Genomic DNA, 19,074 nt, shown 5'->3' with positions numbered 1-19,074 from the left:
AGGGATATCATGTACAGAAAAAATAGTATTTTAATTGTGGATGATAGTATCTCAGGACAGAAAGTATTGAATGCATTTCTAAAGGGAGAAGATTACTATATAGAATTTGCAGCCAACGGCAAGGACGCTCTGAAAAAGGCCTTCGAGATAAAGCCGGATTTAGTGCTCCTTGATGTCATATTGCCAGATATGGATGGATTTGAAGTTTGTAAGAGAATCAGAAACAATCCCTATACATCCTTAATGCCTGTTATTATGGTTACTGCTTTAGAAGATCGAGAATCAAAAATAAAAGGTTTTCAATCAGGCGCAGACGAATTTCTATGTAAACCCCTAGATGCTTTGGAAGTAAAGGCAAGGGTAAGGACTGTTTTAAAACTTGATCGGTTTAGAAGACTGTTATATGACCATAGCACGGGATTGCCCAATGACATGCTTTTCATTGACTATATTGATAATATTATGATAAGCCAAGAACAAAGCATGGCCTCCCAATTTGCCATAGTTGCAGTAAAATTAAGCAATTCAATGTTCTTAAACAATTACCTCTCAAAAATCAATGATCAACAAATGCTTAAAGGACTAGTCGAAAAATTCCAAAATGGGCGAGAAGACGTAAAGATAATATCCTATAATAAAGAAGGCAATTTCACAATCTTGCTTGATAGTGCAGGGCCTGAGCAGGCGGCTAGATTTGCAGATAATCTTGTAAAGGCATTTGCCAATCCAATTGAATATTTGAATGGCGAGTTACTGGTTTCTTGCAAAATAGGAATTTCACTATACCCTCAAAATGGTTCTACAGGAGATGAACTTGTTAATAATGCCCGACTAGCTAACGAAGAAAAGAACAAGGAAAAATTTTATATTCGATTTTATGACGAGCAACTTGAAAGAAATTACAAGAATCATGTTGAGATTGCTACAAATTTATTCAAGGCAATTGATAATCGTGAATTTGTTCTGCACTTTCAGCCTCAAATAAGGGCTGATAATCATGAAATAATTGGCATGGAAGCGCTTATCAGGTGGGACAGCAGAGATTATGGCTTTATGTATCCGGATTTTTTTATTCACCGTGCTGAAGAAAATGGAACCATAATTAATTTAGGCAACTGGGTAATTAAAGATTCTATGAGGTATTTAGCTGAGCTAACTCATAATAAAAAGATATCAACAAGTGTTTCCGTCAATGTATCAGCACTGCAGTTTAACGATCCAAGTTTAGAAACTAGGATTCTAAACTTTGCTGGTTTATATGATCTAGTTCCTGAAACTATTAAAATAGAAATAACGGAAAGTGCCATTATGGCTAATCCTGATGAAGCCCAAAAGAAAATGTATTCCCTAAAAGAAAAAGGGTTCAAACTCTCGATTGATGATTTTGGCACGGGACAAGCCACCTTAGCCTATTTAAAGGATTATCCAATTGACGAAATAAAGATCGACAAAGTATTCGTTCAAAACTTTCTAACCCAGAAAGTTGATTACGAGATTGTCAAACATATCATTGAACTAGCTCATACTTTAGACCTTAGAACAGTGGCTGAAGGTGTAGAGGATGAAAAACATGTGGTGTTACTTGAAAATATGGGTTGTGATATCATGCAGGGGTATTACTTCAGCAAGCCCGTTGGAGAAAACGAGATGACCAAACTCCTCTTAACTCAACCGTTTCTAAAAAAATAGCACAATTATACTAAATGATTCTTTATTGCAAATACGGCAAGTTGGGTTCTATCTTTAAGCTGAAGTTTTGAGATAATGGTGGTTATGGTATTTTTCACGGTTCCTTCCGCAATAAAAAGGGAAGCACCTATTTCTTTGTTGTCTTTCCCTTCAACAATCATGCGAATAATTTCTACTTCTCTTTCCGATATAAGAACTTGAATACCATTAATAATTACTTTATTGTTTGGCGTTCGTAGGGGTTCTTTAGGGTTTTTATTAAATGTTGCCGGCTTAAAAACATCTTTATGCATTATCTGTAAACCATGGTAAGTGCTTTTAATAGCCAGCATCAATTCTTCCGTACCAACATTTTTGAGAATGTAGCCATTTGCTCCATTACGGATTGCTTCAGACACATCTTCCTCGTCATCAGAAGCAGTAACGATCAGAACCTTGACATGTGGGTAATCAGATTTAATTAACTTTGTTGCTTCCGTTCCGTTGCAAACTGGCATAGAAATATCCATTAACACCACATCAGGGTTGCACTTGCCGCATAATTCATAGGCCTCTCTCCCATTAGCTGCACAGGCAACAACATTCATTTCCCCGTGGTTTTCAATTATAGTTTTAAAACTTTCCCGTAAGAGTTTCTGATCATCGGCGATTAAAACCTTTACCATAAAATAACCTTCTTTTATATTTTTGAATATCGCGTACATTATATCATAGAATTATGGAACTTGAGGGATCTAACCTTTAGCTTAAGATAAAATGTTTTATCTACATACATGACTTAGGATAACTAAACGAAAAAGGTGATAAAAGAATTAAAGGGCTGTCACTGACAGCCCTTTAATTAATACCATTTGATACTGGTGATATTTAAGCTTAGTTGTTTCCACAAATAGCTGAAACTTTCAATAGATATTATTTCATTTTGCGGAAACTGCTGAGTGAGATACTTTCTTTTTACTAGGATGGTTTGAAGTTGCGAAACGACTGTTGCGAAAATAGATTAAAAGATCCGTAAAGACCATTAAAAAATTAAGCAGATATAAATATACGACTGCATCATACTGATTAAACACCTTATGCATGATCCCTGCAACATAGCCGATAAGTATTACAATTAAAAAAGATACACTTTTACCTGCCGTTGATCGAGAGGTATAGGATTTGTAAATGGAAAGGGGCCAAGCTGCACCAAAGCATATTAACATTATAATTTCAAAAATACTCAATTTAGCTTTACCTCGCTTCAATTGTATCTACTTTACTCATCGAGCTAATTATATAACTTTTTAGGTCTGAATAGTTCGATATAATAAAGTTCCAAAATTCGAAGAAATAATAATTTACTTAAGATAACAAAATATTTAAACAAAAAAAATTTTTACACTAAATAGCCTTATATCCTGATAAATCCTTTAAAAGCATTAAAAAAATCCTTATAATAAAAAAGAACTAAAGAAGAAGATGAATTAACTTAAAGGTCTACTAAATGGTATCCATGCTTCCACTAGGATCTGTACTCTATAAGGAAGGAGAGGTTAAATGAAGAGTGAAGTAGACATTGTTGTAGATAAGAGAAAACTTTCGCTTATAAGAAATATTCTCTTAAGGATTTTTCTCCTGTCAATCGGAATAGTCTTTATCATAGCTATCATTACTTATTTAAACGTTTATTCAAATGAGACAGAGAAGAAGTTAGAGCAACTAAAAACTTATGTTTTTGATAGAGTCAGATATGATAGCGAGATTTTTACATTAGCAGAGGATAATCTAAAAGTATTCGAAAATGAGTTTTTGAAGCTTTACCTATCAGATATTGAAGTTACTAAAGATGAGTTCTGGACTTACTATTTTGTCGATGAACAAGGTGCTACAAGGATGAAACCAGAGTATTATGAAGGAGTTTATACTGACGATGGAAATTACCTATACGGACTGAGTAGCTTTATCGGCAACAATCAAAAGCTTGATAACCCAGATCTTCAGAGAAGGATTGTTCTTTCCAATCGAGTCTTGTCTAAATTGGGGGCGGCATGGGTCAATAGATTTGCCAATGTTCATGTAGCCTTCCCAGAAAATGTCCTGTCTATATATTACCCGGAAGAGCCGTGGGGTTTAAATGCTCGGGCAGATTTGCCCATGAATGAGTTAGGGGTTATTAAGGCTGTCAACAAAGGGGAAAATCCCGAGCGGAAGTCGATTTGGTCGGGGTTGTATTATGACGAAACTGCTGAGAAATGGATGATAACCTATATGGATCCCGTAGATTATGGTGAACGGCATCTTATAACCCCAGGCCATGATCTTTATCTTACAGACTTAATAGAACAATTACTTGAATATAACAGCGATGGTTCCTATAGTTTTATTATTCGAAAAGATGGATATCTCGTGGCACATCCCAGCGACCCCAGCGATGAACAAAAATGGGTCGGTCAATTATCCCTTGATAAGATACAGATTCCATTAGTTAAGGATGCCTATAAATTAATCAGTGAAGAATTCGGAGAGAATACCTCGCAAGTAAAAGTAATTAAGACTAAAATTCATGATAGCTATCTTGTAGTGGGAGAGATCGAAGGGCCTGAGTGGCTATATGTTAGGGTATTGCCTGTCGGAACTATTAGAGAGGCTGCGCACGGAGCAGCTAAAAGAGTTCTCATTGAAGGAATGATTGTTCTTTTTGCAATTCTTACAATAGTATATTATGTTATCAAATACCAGGCAGAAAAACCATTAAGTCAGTTAAGCTATGCAGCAGAAAAAATAGGCAGAGGAGAATACAAAGAAATTGCAGAGGCACGAATGAATCTGCCAATAGGCCTACAAAACGAAATTGGAATGCTTGCCAGAAGGTTTGTGGAAATGGCCACTAATATAAAAGATTCTAAAGAAAACCTTGAAAGGATCGTAGAAGAAAGGACTAATGCCTTGGAAAAGGCAAATGCAGACCTTATGGAAATGAGTTTGCTTGACGGACTTACAAGTATTCACAACCGAAGATCTTTGGATCGAAGTATGGCTAGAATTTTTATGGATGCTGAAGAGGGCTTAGGAACATTTACTGTAATGATGATAGATATAGATTTCTTTAAAAACTATAATGATAGTTATGGTCATGCAGAAGGAGATCGGGCTTTAAAAGATATTGCCAAAGCAATTAAAGAAACAATTCGTGAAGAGGATCGTGTGTTTAGATATGGTGGAGAAGAATTTGCAGTCATTTTCAACCACACCGATGCCAATCTCTCAAAAGAGATAGGTCAACGGATTTTAGAAAAGATACAAAACCTTAGTATTATCCACGAGAAAAGTACCTATGGCATTTTAACAATCAGTGGGGGAATGCAAGAGTATACAAAGTCTTTTCTTAGCCCTGATGAGGTCATAAAAGCGGCAGATCAAAAGCTATATGCCGCTAAGAATAAAGGTCGAAATTGTTTAGTCGTCTAGAATTGTCTGAGAATTACATAGCTAGGGCAGTTGGAACAAATAATGGTTCCGGCTGCCCCTTGTTTTTTTAGTTATAAGGTTTTTAAGGTATTTAGAAGAGGAAACAAAAGTAATATATAAACATACCCTCCCTTGGAACATCTTTCAGAGAGAAGGTGAAAGATTTATAATGAATCCGCAAATGAAGGATGCCAGAGATTTTCTTAGTCTTATATCAATAGCCTCGGGAGTCTCCGGGTATGAGTTTTCGATAGCCTCTTTGGTCAGAGAAAGATTTGAAGAATTTAGTAATGAGGTAGAGCGTGATAAATTCGGCAATGTTTATGCTTTGAGAAGAGGTAATAAAAATTCTAATAAAAAAATTATGTTAGCTGCTCATATGGACGAGATTGGTCTGATTGTGAAAAAGATTGATTCCCGTGGTTTTATTAAATTCACATCCATTGGCGGGACCGACCAGCGCACTCTCTTGTCTCAAGAGGTACTGGTTCATGGGAATCAAGCTATTCCTGGTATTATAGCTTCTTTGTCACCCCATCAATTCGATAAAATGGAATCAAGTCAGGCTGTCAAAATGGATGAAATGGTTATTGATGTTGGGATGCCTCTGGCCAAAATCCAGGAGGTTATCCAAGTGGGAGATATCATTACTATAAAACGCCAAACCTATCCGCTTCTGAATAACCTAATAGCTGGAAAATCCTTAGATGATAGAGCCGGAGTAGTGGCAATGAAGGTTTGTCTGGAAGAATTGTCTAGGCTTAAGCATTCTCATGATGTAGTTGCAGTAGCAACCACACAAGAAGAAGTCGGGGCGAGGGGAGCAATTACCGGTGCTTATACCCTTAATCCGGATCTGGCAGTAACTATAGATGTTACTCATGCCTGTACTCCTGATCTAAAGGGGCAAGTAACAATTGATCTGGGAAAAGGGCCGACTGTTGCCCTCGGGCCTAATATCCATCCAGCTATCTATCGGCATCTTGTGGAGTCAGCCCATTTTCATCGATTACCTATTCAAATTGAACCGATTCCGGGGCATTCAGGAACGGACGCTTGGCCTATTCAAGTGGCTCAGGCAGGGATTCCTACCGGGTTGATCTCTATCCCCTTGCGGTATATGCACACTTCTGTAGAAACTCTTGATATTCAAGATGTCCTAAACTCGGGAAAACTGCTGGCCTATTTCATCGCCTCCTTACCGGATGATTTGGAGGGCATGTTATGTTACTAAAAACTTTAAGCGAATTAAATGGTACTTCAGGGGCGGAAAGTCTTGTCCGTACTTTCTTGCAACAAACCATAGAACCCTTTGTAGACATTATTAATACTGACAAAATAGGAAATCTGATTGGAATAAAGAATGACTCTCTTTCCGGGCCAAAAGTAATGCTTGCTGCTCATATGGATGAAGTTGCCTTGATGATCATTGATATAACCGGAGATGGATTTCTTAAATTTCGTCCGGTCGGCGGAATAGATGCCCGAATTCTTGTCTCTAAACCTGTACAAATTAATAATTCCCAAGTCGGAGTCATTGGAGCAAAGGCCATCCATCTCCAAAAACAGGCAGAACGGCAAAAGGCATTATCCTTTGACCAACTATATATTGATATCGGAGCAAAATCCAAAGAAGATGCCTTAAGCAAAGTGAAACTCGGAGATTACGCCTATTTCATAACAAAATTTGAGCCCTTCGGTGACGGGCTTTATAAGGGAAAGGCCTTAGACCATCGGGTGGGATGCGCCCTATTGGCAGAGCTGCTTAAAAACGATTATGATTTTCCCATCGTCGCAGCGTTTACAGTTCAAGAGGAGGTAGGCCAGCGAGGAGCTAAGGTCGCCGCACATCACCTGGCTCCAAATTTTGCAATCGTACTGGAAGCAACTGTAGCTAACGATATATCCGAGGGTTCCGACGAGGGGTGGATCACCGAGCTCGGTAATGGTCCGGCTTGTTCATTAATGGATAGCTCGACCCTCTATAATGCCAAGCTCATCCACTGGGTAAGGGATGTAGCTCGACAGAATGATATTCCGTTACAGTTTCCCCGCGGAATTGGCAGCGGAAACGATGCTGGTTCTATTCATATCAGCAAAGTTGGAATACCTACCATTAGTTTGAGTGTGCCGTGTCGCTATATCCATTCTTTTGCCTCAGTAATTTCAGAAAAGGATTATCGAGCTTGTTATGACCTTGCTAATGCTCTCCTAAAAGAATTGCCAAATATCTTTGAAGGCAGCTCAATTAATTTTGCTAAGGAGGACCAATTCTAATGGATATGGATTTGAGAATTCTGGAACAGTTAACCCAGATATTTGGCCCTTCCGGTTCAGAAGAGCAGGTCGCTGATTTCATATCTGCTCAGATACGTCCTTATTGTGACGAAGTTATTAATGACACTTTAGGAAATCTCATAGCTGTACGTCATGGTACTGGTAAAAAAATCATGGTTGCTGCTCATATGGATGAAATCGGCTTGATGATTACACATATTGATAAAGAGGGGTTCTTACGTTTTACCCCTCTCGGTGGAGTGCGTACCTCTAACCTAGTTGGACAAAGGGTTAAGTTTAATAGGGGGAGAATGGGAACTATCGGAGTAGAAAAAATAGCTAAACCAAGTGACTTCAAACTAGATAAACTCTTTATTGATATTGGTGCAGTTTCCCAGAATGAGGCCGAACAGATTGTCCACCTAGGAGAAACGGCAGTGTTTGTAGGAGATTTCGTGGAAGTAGGATCAAGAATCATGGCCAAAGCTCTGGATGACCGAATTGGTTGTTTTGTGGTTATCGAAGCCCTTAAACGCTCCAAGTCCACTAATGAATTAGTGTTTGCTTTTACTGCGCAAGAAGAACTCGGAACCAGAGGTGCCAAAACGGCAGCCTATGTTCTTGAACCTGACCTGGCAATAGCTGTCGATGTGACAGCTACTGGAGATACTCCTAAGGCCCACCCCATGTCAGTGAAATTAGGAAGTGGTGTGGGGATTAAAGTCCTCGATCGTTCGTTGATTACCCCTCCTCAAATAAAACGCTGGATGGCTGCGGTGGCTGCGGAAGGGAATATTCCCTTTCAGTGGGAGGTGTTAGAGTACGGAGGGACGGATTCCGGGGCTATTCATTTGTCAAGAGGAGGAGTTCCCTCCGGTGTAATTTCAATCCCCACGAGATATGTTCACAGTCCCGCAGAAATGGTTGATTCCAGGGATGTTCAAGCTGCCGTGGATTTACTCGTGAGTTTACTTGAACATCCTCTAGAATGAGGTTGAAAGTGTCAATTGATTGATTGTTTCCTTTCAATTCTTATAAATGAACACCTCCATAAATTGGTTGCTCAGCTTAGCCTGAGTACTTTTTTTCTTAATAAATGATCCTTAATTTAATAAATAAGGCGAATTCGTTTTTTGCTAAAGGCAAATATAATTAATAAGTGATTTTTGGGGATTTAAAGTAGAGAATTGCGTAAAAATAAGGTATAGTTTATTAATATTGCTTATTATTGCATTTTAGTAGGAGGTTTAATTTATGAAGAGTTTTTTAACTTCGATCCAAGAAAGGGTTTTACTATATGATGGGTCTAAAGGTGTCATGCTTCAGAAGAGAGGGTTAAAAGGCAATGAAGCGTCAGAATCATGGAATCTATCAAAACCTGATGAGATCAAAAACCTATATAATCTTTATAAACAAGCAGGATCCGACGTAATCCAAACCAATACGTTTCCTGGTAATAGAGTTACCCTTGATAAGCACGGCATAGGGGATAAGACTTATCAAGTGAATTTTGAAGGGGTTAAATTGGCTAAAGAGGTGGCTGGAGATAACACTTACGTTGCTGCTTCAGTTGGACCTACGGGAATGATTATGGAACCAGCGGGGGATTTAAGTTTCGACAAAGCTTATGATATTTTTAAAGAGCAATTAAAGGCACTCGAGGATGCGGGTGCAGATGTTGTTAATTTTGAAACATTTACAGATTTAAATGAGTTAAGAGCAGCTATATTGGCTGCTAAAGAAACTACAAGTCTTCCAATTATTGCTTCGGTAACCTTTAATGATAATAGTAGAACTCTATCGGGCAATTCAGCTGAGGTATGTGCAATAGTCTGCGAAGCTTTAAAGGTGGAAGTAGTTGGAGCTAACTGTTCCGGCGGACCTGACAGTTTACTTGAACCTATCAAGAAAATGCATGGGGTTGTTTCCATTCCTCTTTCAGTTAAAGCCAATGCTGGTATGCCAGAATTAGTAGCAGGAGAGGCGGTCTATAAACAAAAACCAGAACAATTTAGTGCTTATACAAAAGAATATGTTGAGCATGGAGTAAGACTTATTGGTGGGTGTTGTGGAACCACCCCGGAATTTATCAGTGCCTTGAGGAAAGAGCTCAATGAGATTAAGGTTCAGGATTTAAAATTGCGTTCGAATTCGATGATTGCCTCAGCTTTTAGTTACTTAGAACTTTCTAACAAGGAATTATCTATTGAAAAGCTTTTCATTAATGATGAAATGAGAGACATGTTAAGAAAAGGCGATTTTTATAGTTTGCTGCAAGCTTATAAAGCGGCAAAGATGGATTGCCTATTCATAGATTTTGGCGATATGAGTGAAACCTTTGACGTATGGGAATTTATTAGCACTATAAGCTATCTCGTTAAGAAGCCCCTCATTATCAAATGTGATTCTATTGAAATAGTTGACAAAATCCTAAGATATTATCCTGGAAGGGTCGGCGTAGTTCTATCGAATACTTCGAATCTATCTCGTGATCAATTTAAACACTATGGTGCTTTAATTCTTAATGACAAATTTGAACCGACTGTCTAGGAATAACTCCAGGCCTATATTAGCCATGCCCTTCCATGCTGTTAAAACGGCTTCGGGAGGGCTCTTTATTGCTGGTATTCACATTTATTACACAAAACTACACTTTAACTTCAGAAATCTAGACTTTTCGATAAAAAAGCAAGCCTTAATTAGGTAATTAAAGAAGGTATTTTAAAGTTATTTGCGAATTAATCTTAAATATCTATATAAGACTAATAAGTAACGAAGCACAAACGAAAGAGGTGAATTTGAGTGCGTTCACTCAAACATCAAATGCTCATATTGCTGCTGGGTTCATTGTTTTTACTGGCAGTTTGCTTTCTCACGGTTCTGGGGTGGTATATGAAAGATCGGGTTGTGGCAGCCACAATTATCAAAACCCAGACAGATTTGGCAACATGTGGAGAGATTATTGATAAGACCTATCCTGGTTCGTGGTCAGTGCAAGATGGAAACCTATATAAAGGGGCTACTAAGATCAACCTAAATAACGAATTAGTTGATCATTTGTCTCGTCTAACCGGGGATACAGTGACCTTTTTCTTGGGCGATACAAGGGTAGCAACTACAGTTCTTGGGTCAAACGATGAACGAGTAATAGGAACCAAGGTCTCAGCTAACGTAGCCCGGACGGTATTGGAGGATGGTCAAACTTTTATAGGAGAGGCCAATGTTGTCGGACAGTGGCACCAATCAGGATATGCTCCTTTACGAGCGGAAAATGGCAATATTATTGGGATCTTTTATGTGGGAATTTCCCATGCTTATGAGAAGGAAATAATCACCCGATCTCTAATCACAATGGCGATCCTAGGTTTAGGTTTAACGATCTTAATAGCACTTATAACCTGGTTTTTTATTCAGAAAGTTATCATTAACCCTTTACACAATATCACGCTGGGAACTCGAGATGTGGCAACTGGGCACATTACTGAGAAGGTTAAAGTTTCTAGAGTCAAAGAAATTGAAGAGTTGGAGGATGCCTTTAACCAAATGGTAGAACAGTTTCAAACGTCCATCGAGGAGATTAATAGCAGAGCTGATAGTAATGCGGAAAGGCCGCTAGCCGAAATTGATAATCCAATAATTGATTCCTCTGAGGACATTGAGACAACCGATCTTTCGCTCTTAACGTCTAACACTAGTGAGCCAGAAGAAGTATCTAAATCTGACACAGCATGGTCTATCAAAGCGGAGGAGTTACCAAAAGGATTAAACGAAACAACTCTTGAGCAGATCATAGAATTTCTACAAGCTAACCGCCGCCCCCTTTCTTCAGAAGAGGTTGCTGAAGGAGTGAAGCTAACCAGGGTAACAGTACGTCGCTATCTCGAGTTCTTAGAAGACCGTGGCCTGTTAATATCCAAGCTTAAATATGGGATTGGCCGACCTGTCAAGTTATTTACACCTATATAAACATTCCATAAAGACTCTTTAATCTCCATTTAATAAAGGCTAAGCAGCATGATTTTGGTTTTAAACCGTGTCATGCTGCTTTTTTCTTCAATTAACAAAAATTTCGAAATATATTAATTATCCACAAAACATTTTATTAATGTTCAAATGGGTGACAGGTTGGGCTAAGAACGATAAAGTTTAACTACGGCATCATAACTTGTTGATCTCCAGTTTAATTGGTGGAGTAAGAAAGAGTAATTTAAATAATAAGGAGTGAGTATCTAGCTGGCTTTAAAGAAATAAGATTTCTTAAGCAAAAACGATAACAAGTAGTCAGAAATTATAAGTAGGAGTGATAACTGTGGAGACAAAAAATTATTTGCCACCATCTGAAATAACTAATACTGCTATACAAATAGGAATCAAAAAGGTGGGTATGAAATATTCCAATCAATTCATATTGGCAATTTTAGCGGGTGCTTTCATTGCCTTTGCAGCCGAAGGCTCAAATATGGCGGCTTTTAATTTATTTGCCAAGCCGGAAACCTATGGCTTGGGAAAAGTTCTGGCAGGAGCAATATTTGGAACAGGGCTTATGATGGTTGTTTTGGCAGGCGGAGAATTGTTTACCGGGAACACCTTGATTTTAGGCGGAGTATTAGATGGAAAAGTAAAATTCAAGGATATGCTAAAAAATTGGTTTTTCGTTTACTGCGGCAATTTCATTGGAGCAATACTTCTTGCTTATATGATGGTTCATTCTGGATTGTATAACAGTGGTGCTAATGTTTTAGGAGGAGTAACCATCAAAATTGCCTCCTATAAAGTAGGATTACCGTTTATGTCGGCATTCTATTTGGGGGTTATGTGTAATATGTTAGTTTGTCTGGCAGTCTGGATGGCCTATGGGGCGAAGGATATGGTCGGTAAAATACTGGCGATTTTCTTCCCGATATGGCTTTTTATCACATCCGGCTTTGAACATAGTATAGCGAACATGTATTATATTCCCGCTGGAATTTTAGCAAAAGCAAATCCGAGCTGGGTGACTGAGTCTCATTTGGGATCCCAAGCGCTAGCGAATTTAAACTGGGGAACCTTTGTAATAAATAACTTGGTTCCGGTTACACTGGGAAACATTGTAGGAGGATCCTTTTTTGTCGCTGGAGTTTATTGGTTCGTATATATAAAAAATGATGTTAAAGCAGAGCGTGCCTTAATAAATCAGCCTAGATCTAATGCTGCTAAGTAAACTGGCAATTAACCTGTTTAAAAACCGGGCGGTTTTGATGTGACTCATCTAGATTAGTTCACATCAAAACCGCCCGGTTTTTAAACATAAGTGCCTTTAGGTCAATGTCGACATCATTGTTTCTTGTTCAATATAAGAAATGTAAAGAGTATTTACAGAAAACGATAGATCCAGAAGGATTCGCGAGTGAGCATATGGTTGTATGAGTTCTTCGAGGACGGGTTCTTAAACTGTCCATTAGAGAGACGGGGAAGAATTACTTGTGATTGGGATCGGTGAGCTCGGATTGCAGCCAGCTTTATCTCAGCTACATCTGTAATGTCGTTTATTATATCTGGTTTTCCGAGCTGATCTTGACAGTCGCGAGCAAAAGCGTGGGCATACACCGTAGGACGTTCTTGAGGGGAAAGGCGGGATACAGCTCGGATGGTCACGTCGCCCAGAGCATTATGATCCGGGTGAACAGCATGACCGGGATAGTGGGTAAGAACCAAGGATGGCTTGACTTCCAAAATGATTTGCTCAAGCTTGTCCGTCAATAATTCAGGGTCTTCAAACTCTATCGTTTTATCTCGCAATCCAAGTTGAATCAGGCGTTGAATACCAAGGGCCTGGCATGCTATCTCCAACTCCACTTCCCGAATAATTGGCAAAGATTCGCGGTTGGCGAAAAGTGGCTTGCCCATGTTGCGTCCCATTTGTCCTAAAGTACCGCAGACATAAGTGACAGGTACTCCGGATTTTGTAAATTGAGCTATGGTTCCGCCACAGCCAAACGTTTCGTCGTCTGGGTGCGGGAAAACTACTAGAACATGTTCTTTCAAGAAATATTCCCTCCACACTATAAGTTACAATTCAAAAGGAGACAGGCTGAGTTCTAATGCCACTGCTAAGCGACCCTCTTGATCATGGCCGGCTAGTAAGAGCCGACCTTCCGGATCTATCTCGTAATCCGTTAAGCCTTCGGCGTAGACCCAGCCGATTTCCATTTTCAGACCTACGCGGTATGGGCCTGCCCCTGTGATAATTCCCCGCCCAAAGCGGATAAGACCATTACGTATATACGCCCCCACGGTCATATTGCTCTCTTGTCTATGAACGGCATAAGCGCCATTGGTTGTCTCAAGGTGAAGGTAAACTTCACGGTTTAGAAAACGATCTAGTTCGGTTTGTACGATAGATTTATTAAGCGGATTCATGGACAATCCCTACCTTAAAAACAATAATTTGTAATTATTATATACTATTTTAAGGTTATTTTCACGGAAGCAGGCGCAAAAGGAGCTTAGCAACATTTCCTTGACTTTTTATTTTTAAGTATTGACCTTAATAGAAAAAGCTGGTAAAATACCAACCATATAACCTATATTTTTATTTGTGATGACGGGGTAAAGTAAACGGAACGATCTTTTCAGGGAGGCGGCGTCATAGACTGAAAGCGCTGCTATGGTATCAACCGTTGAAGGTTCACCTCTGAGCTACCAAACTGAAACCTTAGGGAAAGTAGGCTTGGTCGGAGACTTCCACCGTTAAAAGGAAGAGGGTATAAGGAATAGATATTTTATGAATATTATTATTCCCGTACTTAAATGAGGAGGGGTCTTTTTATAGACTCAATCTGGGTGGTACCGCGAAATGCACTTTTCGTCCCTTTAGGGATGAGAAGTGTTTATTTTTTTTATTATTTTATTTTTTGGAGGTGAAAATCTCAGCGGTTATATATGAGGCTTAATAACAAAATCGTAAGGAGTGATTTGCATGAAAAACATGTCAAAGGGATTAAAGAGAAGACTAGGACTTGCGCTTCTATTGGTAATCAGCTTACTAATCAGTGCCTGCAGCCCAACTAAGGAAGCAGACGTAAAGAGTACTACGGCATCGGCAAATGAACCCTATAAGATTGGGGCAGTATTGGATATCAGCGGTAATTCCTCATCCCTAGGAGTACCGGAACGTGACACCCTGCTAATGATGGTTGAGAAGCTCAACTCGGAGGGGGGGATTAACGGACATCCGGTGGATCTGACTATCATGGATAACAAAAGTGACGAAACCGAAAGCGTTCTAGCCGCTAAAACTCTGATTGAAAAAGGATCACTGGCAATACTGGGGGCTAGTTCCAGCGGAACGTCCATGGCCATGATCAAGACTGTGGAAAGTGAAAAAGTTCCTATGATTTCCCTAGCCGCTGCCAGCAGTATCGTTGAGCCAACCAGTGATAGGAAATGGGTGTTTAAAACAGCCCAAAGCGATATTGTCATGATTAGTAAGATAATTAGTTATCTTAAGAAAAATGACTTGAACAAAATTGCCTTCTTGTATATGAACAATTCCTATGGGGATAACGGTAAGAAAGCGATCACTGCTGCAGTAAAAGATAGTGGAATTAGTATTGTTGCTGAAGAAAAATTTGATGCCAATGACAAAGACATGACTCCGCAGTTAAGCAAAGTAAAAGCAAGTGAGGCGCAAGTGGTAATCGTTTGGGCTATTCCGCCTTCGGCTTCAATTCTGACTAAAAATTTCAAAGATGTAGGTCTCACTATTCCCTTGATTCACAGTCATGGAGTAGGTAATCAAAAATTCATTGAACTTGCGCAAGGTGCTGCTGATGGAACTCTCCTTCCCATTGGCAAACTATCTGTGGCTCAACAAATCACAGACGCTGATCCTCAGAAAAAAGTTTTAGAAAGTTACATCGCAGATTATGTCAAGAAGTATAATAGCGAGCCGAATTCCTTTGGAGGCTATGCTTGGGACGCCTTTAATTTGCTGGTAAGCGCTCTGGAAAAAGCCGGGCCGGATCGTGAGGCCATTAGAGGAGAATTGGAAAAGACTCAGGGATTTGTCGGTATTTCAGGAGTATTTAATATGTCACCTGAGGATCATAATGGCCTGAAGGAAGATTCTGCAGTATTAGTGAAGGTCGATCAAGGAAAATGGAAGCTTATAGAATAACGGGGTGATTTATTGATGGGAGAACAACTATTACAACTTTTACTCACCGGACTGACCTTAGGCAGCATATACTCCATCATTGCTTTAACCCTGGTTACGACTTTTAATGTTACTGGCATATTAAACTTGGCCCAAGGGGAATTTGTTGTCATAGGGGCCCTGATAGCAGTCAGCCTGCAAGGAACCGGGATGCCAATGGCTGTAGTATTTCTGGTCTCGGTAATCTTAGTAGGTATCCTCGGTGGTTTGCTGGAGCGCCTGACAATTAACAGGGCGAGAGGCGCTAGCAGCCTGGGGATGTTAATAATAACCATTGGCCTCTCAATATCGTTACGCGGTCTGGCGCTGCTTATCTGGGGAACCGATACCTATTCTCTCCCCGCCTTCTCCCAAGGGGGGTCAATAATGATAGGTGGAGCTGCCCTAAATCCTCAGAGTATTTGGATTTTTGCTCTTGTTGCAGTTACCTTAGCTGGATTATATGGCTTCTTTGAGCATACGTTCTGGGGAAAGGCTGTAAAAGCTTCCGTATATAACCAAACTGGCGCGAGACTTCAGGGCATAAACTTAAATACCATCTCCTTGTTAGCTTTCGTATCCGCAGGAGGGTTGGGGGCAGCAGCTGGGGTGAGTATTGGGCCTATCACTATGGTCACTTATGATATGGGGTTTATGCTGGGAGTTAAAGGCTTTGTGGCTGCCGCAATTGGAGGTCTGAGCAATGTCGGTGGTGCAGTTATCGGAGGGATTCTCTTAGGGATTCTGGAGTCCTTCAGCTCCGGACTCATTTCCTCGGGTTTAAAAGATGCCATATCTATCATCATCCTGCTGGGGGTTCTTCTCATTCGACCTGAGGGAATTATCGGAGCAATTAGAGAACGGAAAATATAATTTTTAGCAATAGAAGGATTAGAGGTGAAACAATGCATTTGAAGAATCATAAAGGCTTAATTCTGTTGCTTTTCCTTCTTGTCATACCTCTTAAGATAGATAGCAATTACCTTTACAGCACATTAGTTATTATTGCTATCTATTCAATCGTCGTGCAGGGTTTGGGGATTTTGATGGGATATGCAGGCCAGGTATCCTTTGGGCATGCGGCATTTTTTGGATTAGGTGGATATACAGCAGCCATTTTAACAACTCGCTTTCAGTGGCCCACCCTCTTAGCCCTCCTTGCAGCAGCGATCTTACCGGGAATTATAGCAGCTATAATTGGTCGGCAGACCCTGAAGCTACGGGAACTATATTTGGCGTTAGCCACACTTGGTTTTGGAATATTAGTTCATATTATCTTCAACGAGGGGGGAGAACTCACCGGTGGCCCTTCAGGAATGAGTGGGATTCCAAACCTTACAATAGGGATTATATCTTTCGACAATGATCAGAAATTCTATTTACTGGTCTGGTTCATGCTATTACTAATATTAGTAGGAATCTATAATTTAGTTCATTCACGCACAGGAAGAGCCCTTTGCTCAATTCGAGAAAGTGAATATGCAGCCGAAAATGCTGGAGTTGACTGTGCCAGGCTCAAGCTTCAGGCGTTTATCTTCAGCGCACTATTAGCCGGACTTGCCGGAGGATTATACGCATTCTATGTTAGCTTTATCAGTCCTTCCCCCTTCAGCTTTCATACGTCAGTGCAATTTGTGCTCATGGCGGTAATCGGAGGTCTGGGCACCTTTTGGGGACCCTTATTAGGTGCAGTTGTGGTGGTTTCCTTGAATGAACTATTGAGAGAGATTGTACCTTTACTAATACCGGGAGCGGGCGGTGAATATCAAATCATCATATACGGAATCATTCTCGTTGGTCTCATGATTTTCCAACCCAAAGGTTTAAGCAGTATTGGGAGATACTTCAGACTACCACTGAAAAAGGAACTAAAGCCTGAAGGGTAAGAAGCGGAAAAGGAGGGCTAGCAAATGCTACTTGAACTAAGCGGGATATCAAAGCATTTTGGTGGGATTGTGGCAGTCAAGGATATAGGGTTTGGAGTAAAAGAAGGAAGTATCCTGGCTCTGATCGGTCCCAACGGGGCAGGAAAAACTACACTCTTCAATATTATTACTGGGGCTCTTCCACCGGAGGCAGGTTCAGTAACCATCAATGGCCGGGAAATTGTCGGACTAAAACCCTTCGAGATTGCCTCGGCAGGCATCACCAGAACCTTTCAAAACCTGCAACTTTTCGGCAGCATGACGGTTTTGGAAAATGTTATGGCCGGGGCATATCTAAGAAGTAAAAAAGGATTTGTCCGCTCATTTTTATCCTTTCCCGGAACTTGTCGTGAAGAAAAAAAGATCAGGGAAGAATCTCTGATCTTACTTGAAGAAATTGGGTTGGCGGAAACCGCCGGACTGCCGGCTACTCAGTTACCCTTTGGTAAGCAAAGACTTTTAGAAATAGCCAGAGCTCTGGCCTCTAGACCAGCCCTGGTACTCCTTGATGAACCTGCGGCAGGCTTGAATCCCTCGGAAACAGAGGCCCTGACAGACTATTTAAAAAAACTCAAAACAAAAGGTACAGCCATGATCCTGATAGAACATGATATGCAAACCGTGATGGAAGCTGCAGATAGGATTGTCGTTTTAAATTTTGGTCAAATGATTGCGGAAGGAACACCAGCAGAAATTCAGGCTCACCCTGAAGTGATTAAAGCATATCTCGGAGAGGATGAAAAGATTGCTTAGCATTACAAACTTGGGTGTCTATCACGGCTATGTGCAGGCCATCAACAATCTCTCTTTAGAAGCCAAGGAGGGGGAACTGCTGGTTATCTTAGGAGCGAATGGGGCAGGCAAAAGTACCCTTCTTGGAACGATAGCAGGACTGTACCGACCCTCAGCGGGAGAGATTATCTTTAAGAATAACTCCATTACCGGACAAAAACCTGATCAGGTAGTCAAACAAGGGATTAGTCTTGTGCCCGAAAAAAGAGAAATTTTCAGCTCCTTGAGTGTCCTAGATAATCTCATGTTGGGTGCTTTTCATCGTTATAGGAAAGATAAGAGCGAATTGATGAATGATGTGAAAGAAATAATGGAGCTTTTACCAGCTTTAAAAGGGAGAGAGAGGGATCAGGCAGGCAGTTTAAGCGGTGGTTTACAGCAAATGTTAGCTATTGGCAGGGGGTTAATGTCACGCCCGACCCTCTTAATGCTTGATGAACCCTCCATCGGACTAGCCCCATTAGTCGTTCGAGAGATAATGTCCATTCTGGTTCTTTTAAAAAATAAAGGGGTTACGATTATCCTGGTAGAACAGAATACTAAATCGGCCCTAAAAGTAGCGGACAGTGTCTTAGTAATGGAAAGAGGAGGGATAACCCATAGCGGTAATTCTTCAGATATCATTGCTGACTCATTGATCCAAGAGGCATACTTGGGGAAAGCGCATACTAATTAGCCTTGATTTTGTCATTAAAAGCAATAGACTGAGATCAAAGGGGATTTAGGAATAAAAACGAACTAACTCATAATGATATTTTCATGACC

At 40.2% G+C, this 19,074-nt stretch carries 17 protein-coding genes and 1 other annotated feature; of the genes, 13 read left to right on the top strand and 4 right to left on the bottom strand.

Translation table 11 applies throughout. The features are described 5' to 3' along the window. Positions 1-9 precede the first annotated feature (9 nt). Entirely contained in the window at positions 10-1,689 is a 1,680-nt protein-coding gene (locus BLS16_RS06025; protein WP_092331180.1) for a GGDEF/EAL domain-containing response regulator, read from the top strand. Between the two features lie 5 nt (positions 1,690-1,694). Here the strand turns inward: BLS16_RS06025 and BLS16_RS06020 are convergent, their stop codons facing one another. Then, positions 1,695-2,354, bottom strand: coding sequence for a response regulator transcription factor (locus BLS16_RS06020; RefSeq protein WP_092331178.1), 660 nt, complete (start codon positions 2,352-2,354; stop codon positions 1,695-1,697). A 252-nt stretch (positions 2,355-2,606) separates the two neighbouring features. Then, positions 2,607-2,915 (bottom strand): hypothetical protein, encoded by a 309-nt coding sequence (locus BLS16_RS06015; protein WP_092331451.1) that lies wholly within the window; start codon positions 2,913-2,915, stop codon positions 2,607-2,609. A 313-nt stretch (positions 2,916-3,228) separates the two neighbouring features. On the opposite strand from BLS16_RS06015, the gene BLS16_RS06010 reads away from it, so the two are divergent. The 7 genes from BLS16_RS06010 (at position 3,229) to BLS16_RS05980 (ending at position 12,616) form a co-directional block, all read left to right on the top strand. Further along, on the top strand, positions 3,229-5,139 hold the full coding sequence (locus tag BLS16_RS06010) for a GGDEF domain-containing protein (RefSeq protein ID WP_092331175.1): 1,911 nt from the start codon (positions 3,229-3,231) through the stop codon (positions 5,137-5,139). Positions 5,140-5,305: 166 nt separating this feature from the next. Then, positions 5,306-6,373, top strand: coding sequence for a M20/M25/M40 family metallo-hydrolase (locus BLS16_RS06005; protein WP_092331173.1), 1,068 nt, complete (start codon positions 5,306-5,308; stop codon positions 6,371-6,373). Beyond that, the gene (locus tag BLS16_RS06000; protein ID WP_092331170.1) at positions 6,364-7,416 is read left to right on the top strand and encodes a M42 family metallopeptidase; all 1,053 of its coding nucleotides are present in this window, start codon (positions 6,364-6,366) and stop codon (positions 7,414-7,416) included. Before BLS16_RS06005 ends, BLS16_RS06000 begins: the two co-directional genes overlap by 10 nt. Further along, entirely contained in the window at positions 7,416-8,408 is a 993-nt protein-coding gene (locus BLS16_RS05995; protein ID WP_092331167.1) for a M42 family metallopeptidase, read from the top strand. Before BLS16_RS06000 ends, BLS16_RS05995 begins: the two co-directional genes overlap by 1 nt. Positions 8,409-8,670: 262 nt before the next feature. Further along, a complete protein-coding gene (locus BLS16_RS05990) occupies positions 8,671-9,966 on the top strand; it encodes a homocysteine S-methyltransferase family protein (protein WP_092331165.1) in 1,296 nt (431 codons plus the stop codon). A 252-nt stretch (positions 9,967-10,218) separates the two neighbouring features. After that, entirely contained in the window at positions 10,219-11,382 is a 1,164-nt protein-coding gene (locus BLS16_RS05985; protein WP_092331163.1) for a cache domain-containing protein, read from the top strand. 343 nt (positions 11,383-11,725) lie between these two features. Beyond that, the gene (locus BLS16_RS05980; protein ID WP_092331160.1) at positions 11,726-12,616 is read left to right on the top strand and encodes a formate/nitrite transporter family protein; all 891 of its coding nucleotides are present in this window, start codon (positions 11,726-11,728) and stop codon (positions 12,614-12,616) included. A 152-nt stretch (positions 12,617-12,768) separates the two neighbouring features. Here BLS16_RS05980 and bshB2 read toward each other — a convergent pair whose 3' ends face one another. Both bshB2 and BLS16_RS05970 read right to left on the bottom strand, forming a co-directional pair. Continuing rightward, complete coding sequence (gene bshB2 / locus BLS16_RS05975) at positions 12,769-13,440, bottom strand: bacillithiol biosynthesis deacetylase BshB2 (RefSeq protein WP_092331157.1); 672 nt, start codon at positions 13,438-13,440, stop codon at positions 12,769-12,771. 24 nt (positions 13,441-13,464) lie between these two features. Then, positions 13,465-13,815 carry a YojF family protein gene (locus BLS16_RS05970; RefSeq protein ID WP_034599822.1) on the bottom strand — a complete coding sequence of 117 codons (351 nt, stop codon included), beginning with the start codon at positions 13,813-13,815 and terminating at the stop codon, positions 13,465-13,467. Between the two features lie 172 nt (positions 13,816-13,987). Next, positions 13,988-14,271, top strand: a binding site (T-box leader). 103 nt (positions 14,272-14,374) lie between these two features. Between BLS16_RS05970 and BLS16_RS05965 the strand changes: the two genes are divergently transcribed. Genes BLS16_RS05965 through BLS16_RS05945 form a run of 5 tightly spaced genes read left to right on the top strand, consistent with a single transcriptional unit; the run spans position 14,375 to position 18,985 of the window. Continuing rightward, positions 14,375-15,574, top strand: a complete 1,200-nt coding sequence (locus tag BLS16_RS05965; protein WP_092331155.1) for an ABC transporter substrate-binding protein — start codon at positions 14,375-14,377, stop codon at positions 15,572-15,574. A gap of 15 nt (positions 15,575-15,589) precedes the next feature. Next, positions 15,590-16,465 (top strand): branched-chain amino acid ABC transporter permease, encoded by an 876-nt coding sequence (locus BLS16_RS05960; protein WP_092331152.1) that lies wholly within the window; start codon positions 15,590-15,592, stop codon positions 16,463-16,465. A 32-nt stretch (positions 16,466-16,497) separates the two neighbouring features. Then, the gene (locus BLS16_RS05955; protein WP_092331149.1) at positions 16,498-17,478 is read left to right on the top strand and encodes a branched-chain amino acid ABC transporter permease; all 981 of its coding nucleotides are present in this window, start codon (positions 16,498-16,500) and stop codon (positions 17,476-17,478) included. Between the two features lie 24 nt (positions 17,479-17,502). Continuing rightward, positions 17,503-18,270 carry an ABC transporter ATP-binding protein gene (locus BLS16_RS05950; protein ID WP_092331146.1) on the top strand — a complete coding sequence of 256 codons (768 nt, stop codon included), beginning with the start codon at positions 17,503-17,505 and terminating at the stop codon, positions 18,268-18,270. Next, complete coding sequence (locus BLS16_RS05945) at positions 18,263-18,985, top strand: ABC transporter ATP-binding protein (protein ID WP_092331144.1); 723 nt, start codon at positions 18,263-18,265, stop codon at positions 18,983-18,985. The genes BLS16_RS05950 and BLS16_RS05945 overlap by 8 nt, the downstream gene beginning before the upstream one ends. Positions 18,986-19,074: the final 89 nt, after the last annotated feature.

Source organism: Desulfosporosinus hippei DSM 8344 (assembly GCF_900100785.1).
GTDB classification, from domain to species: Bacteria; Bacillota; Desulfitobacteriia; order Desulfitobacteriales; family Desulfitobacteriaceae; genus Desulfosporosinus; species Desulfosporosinus hippei.
Note: the sequence above shows the minus strand (reverse complement) of the source record. Positions and strands in the feature narration are given on the sequence as shown.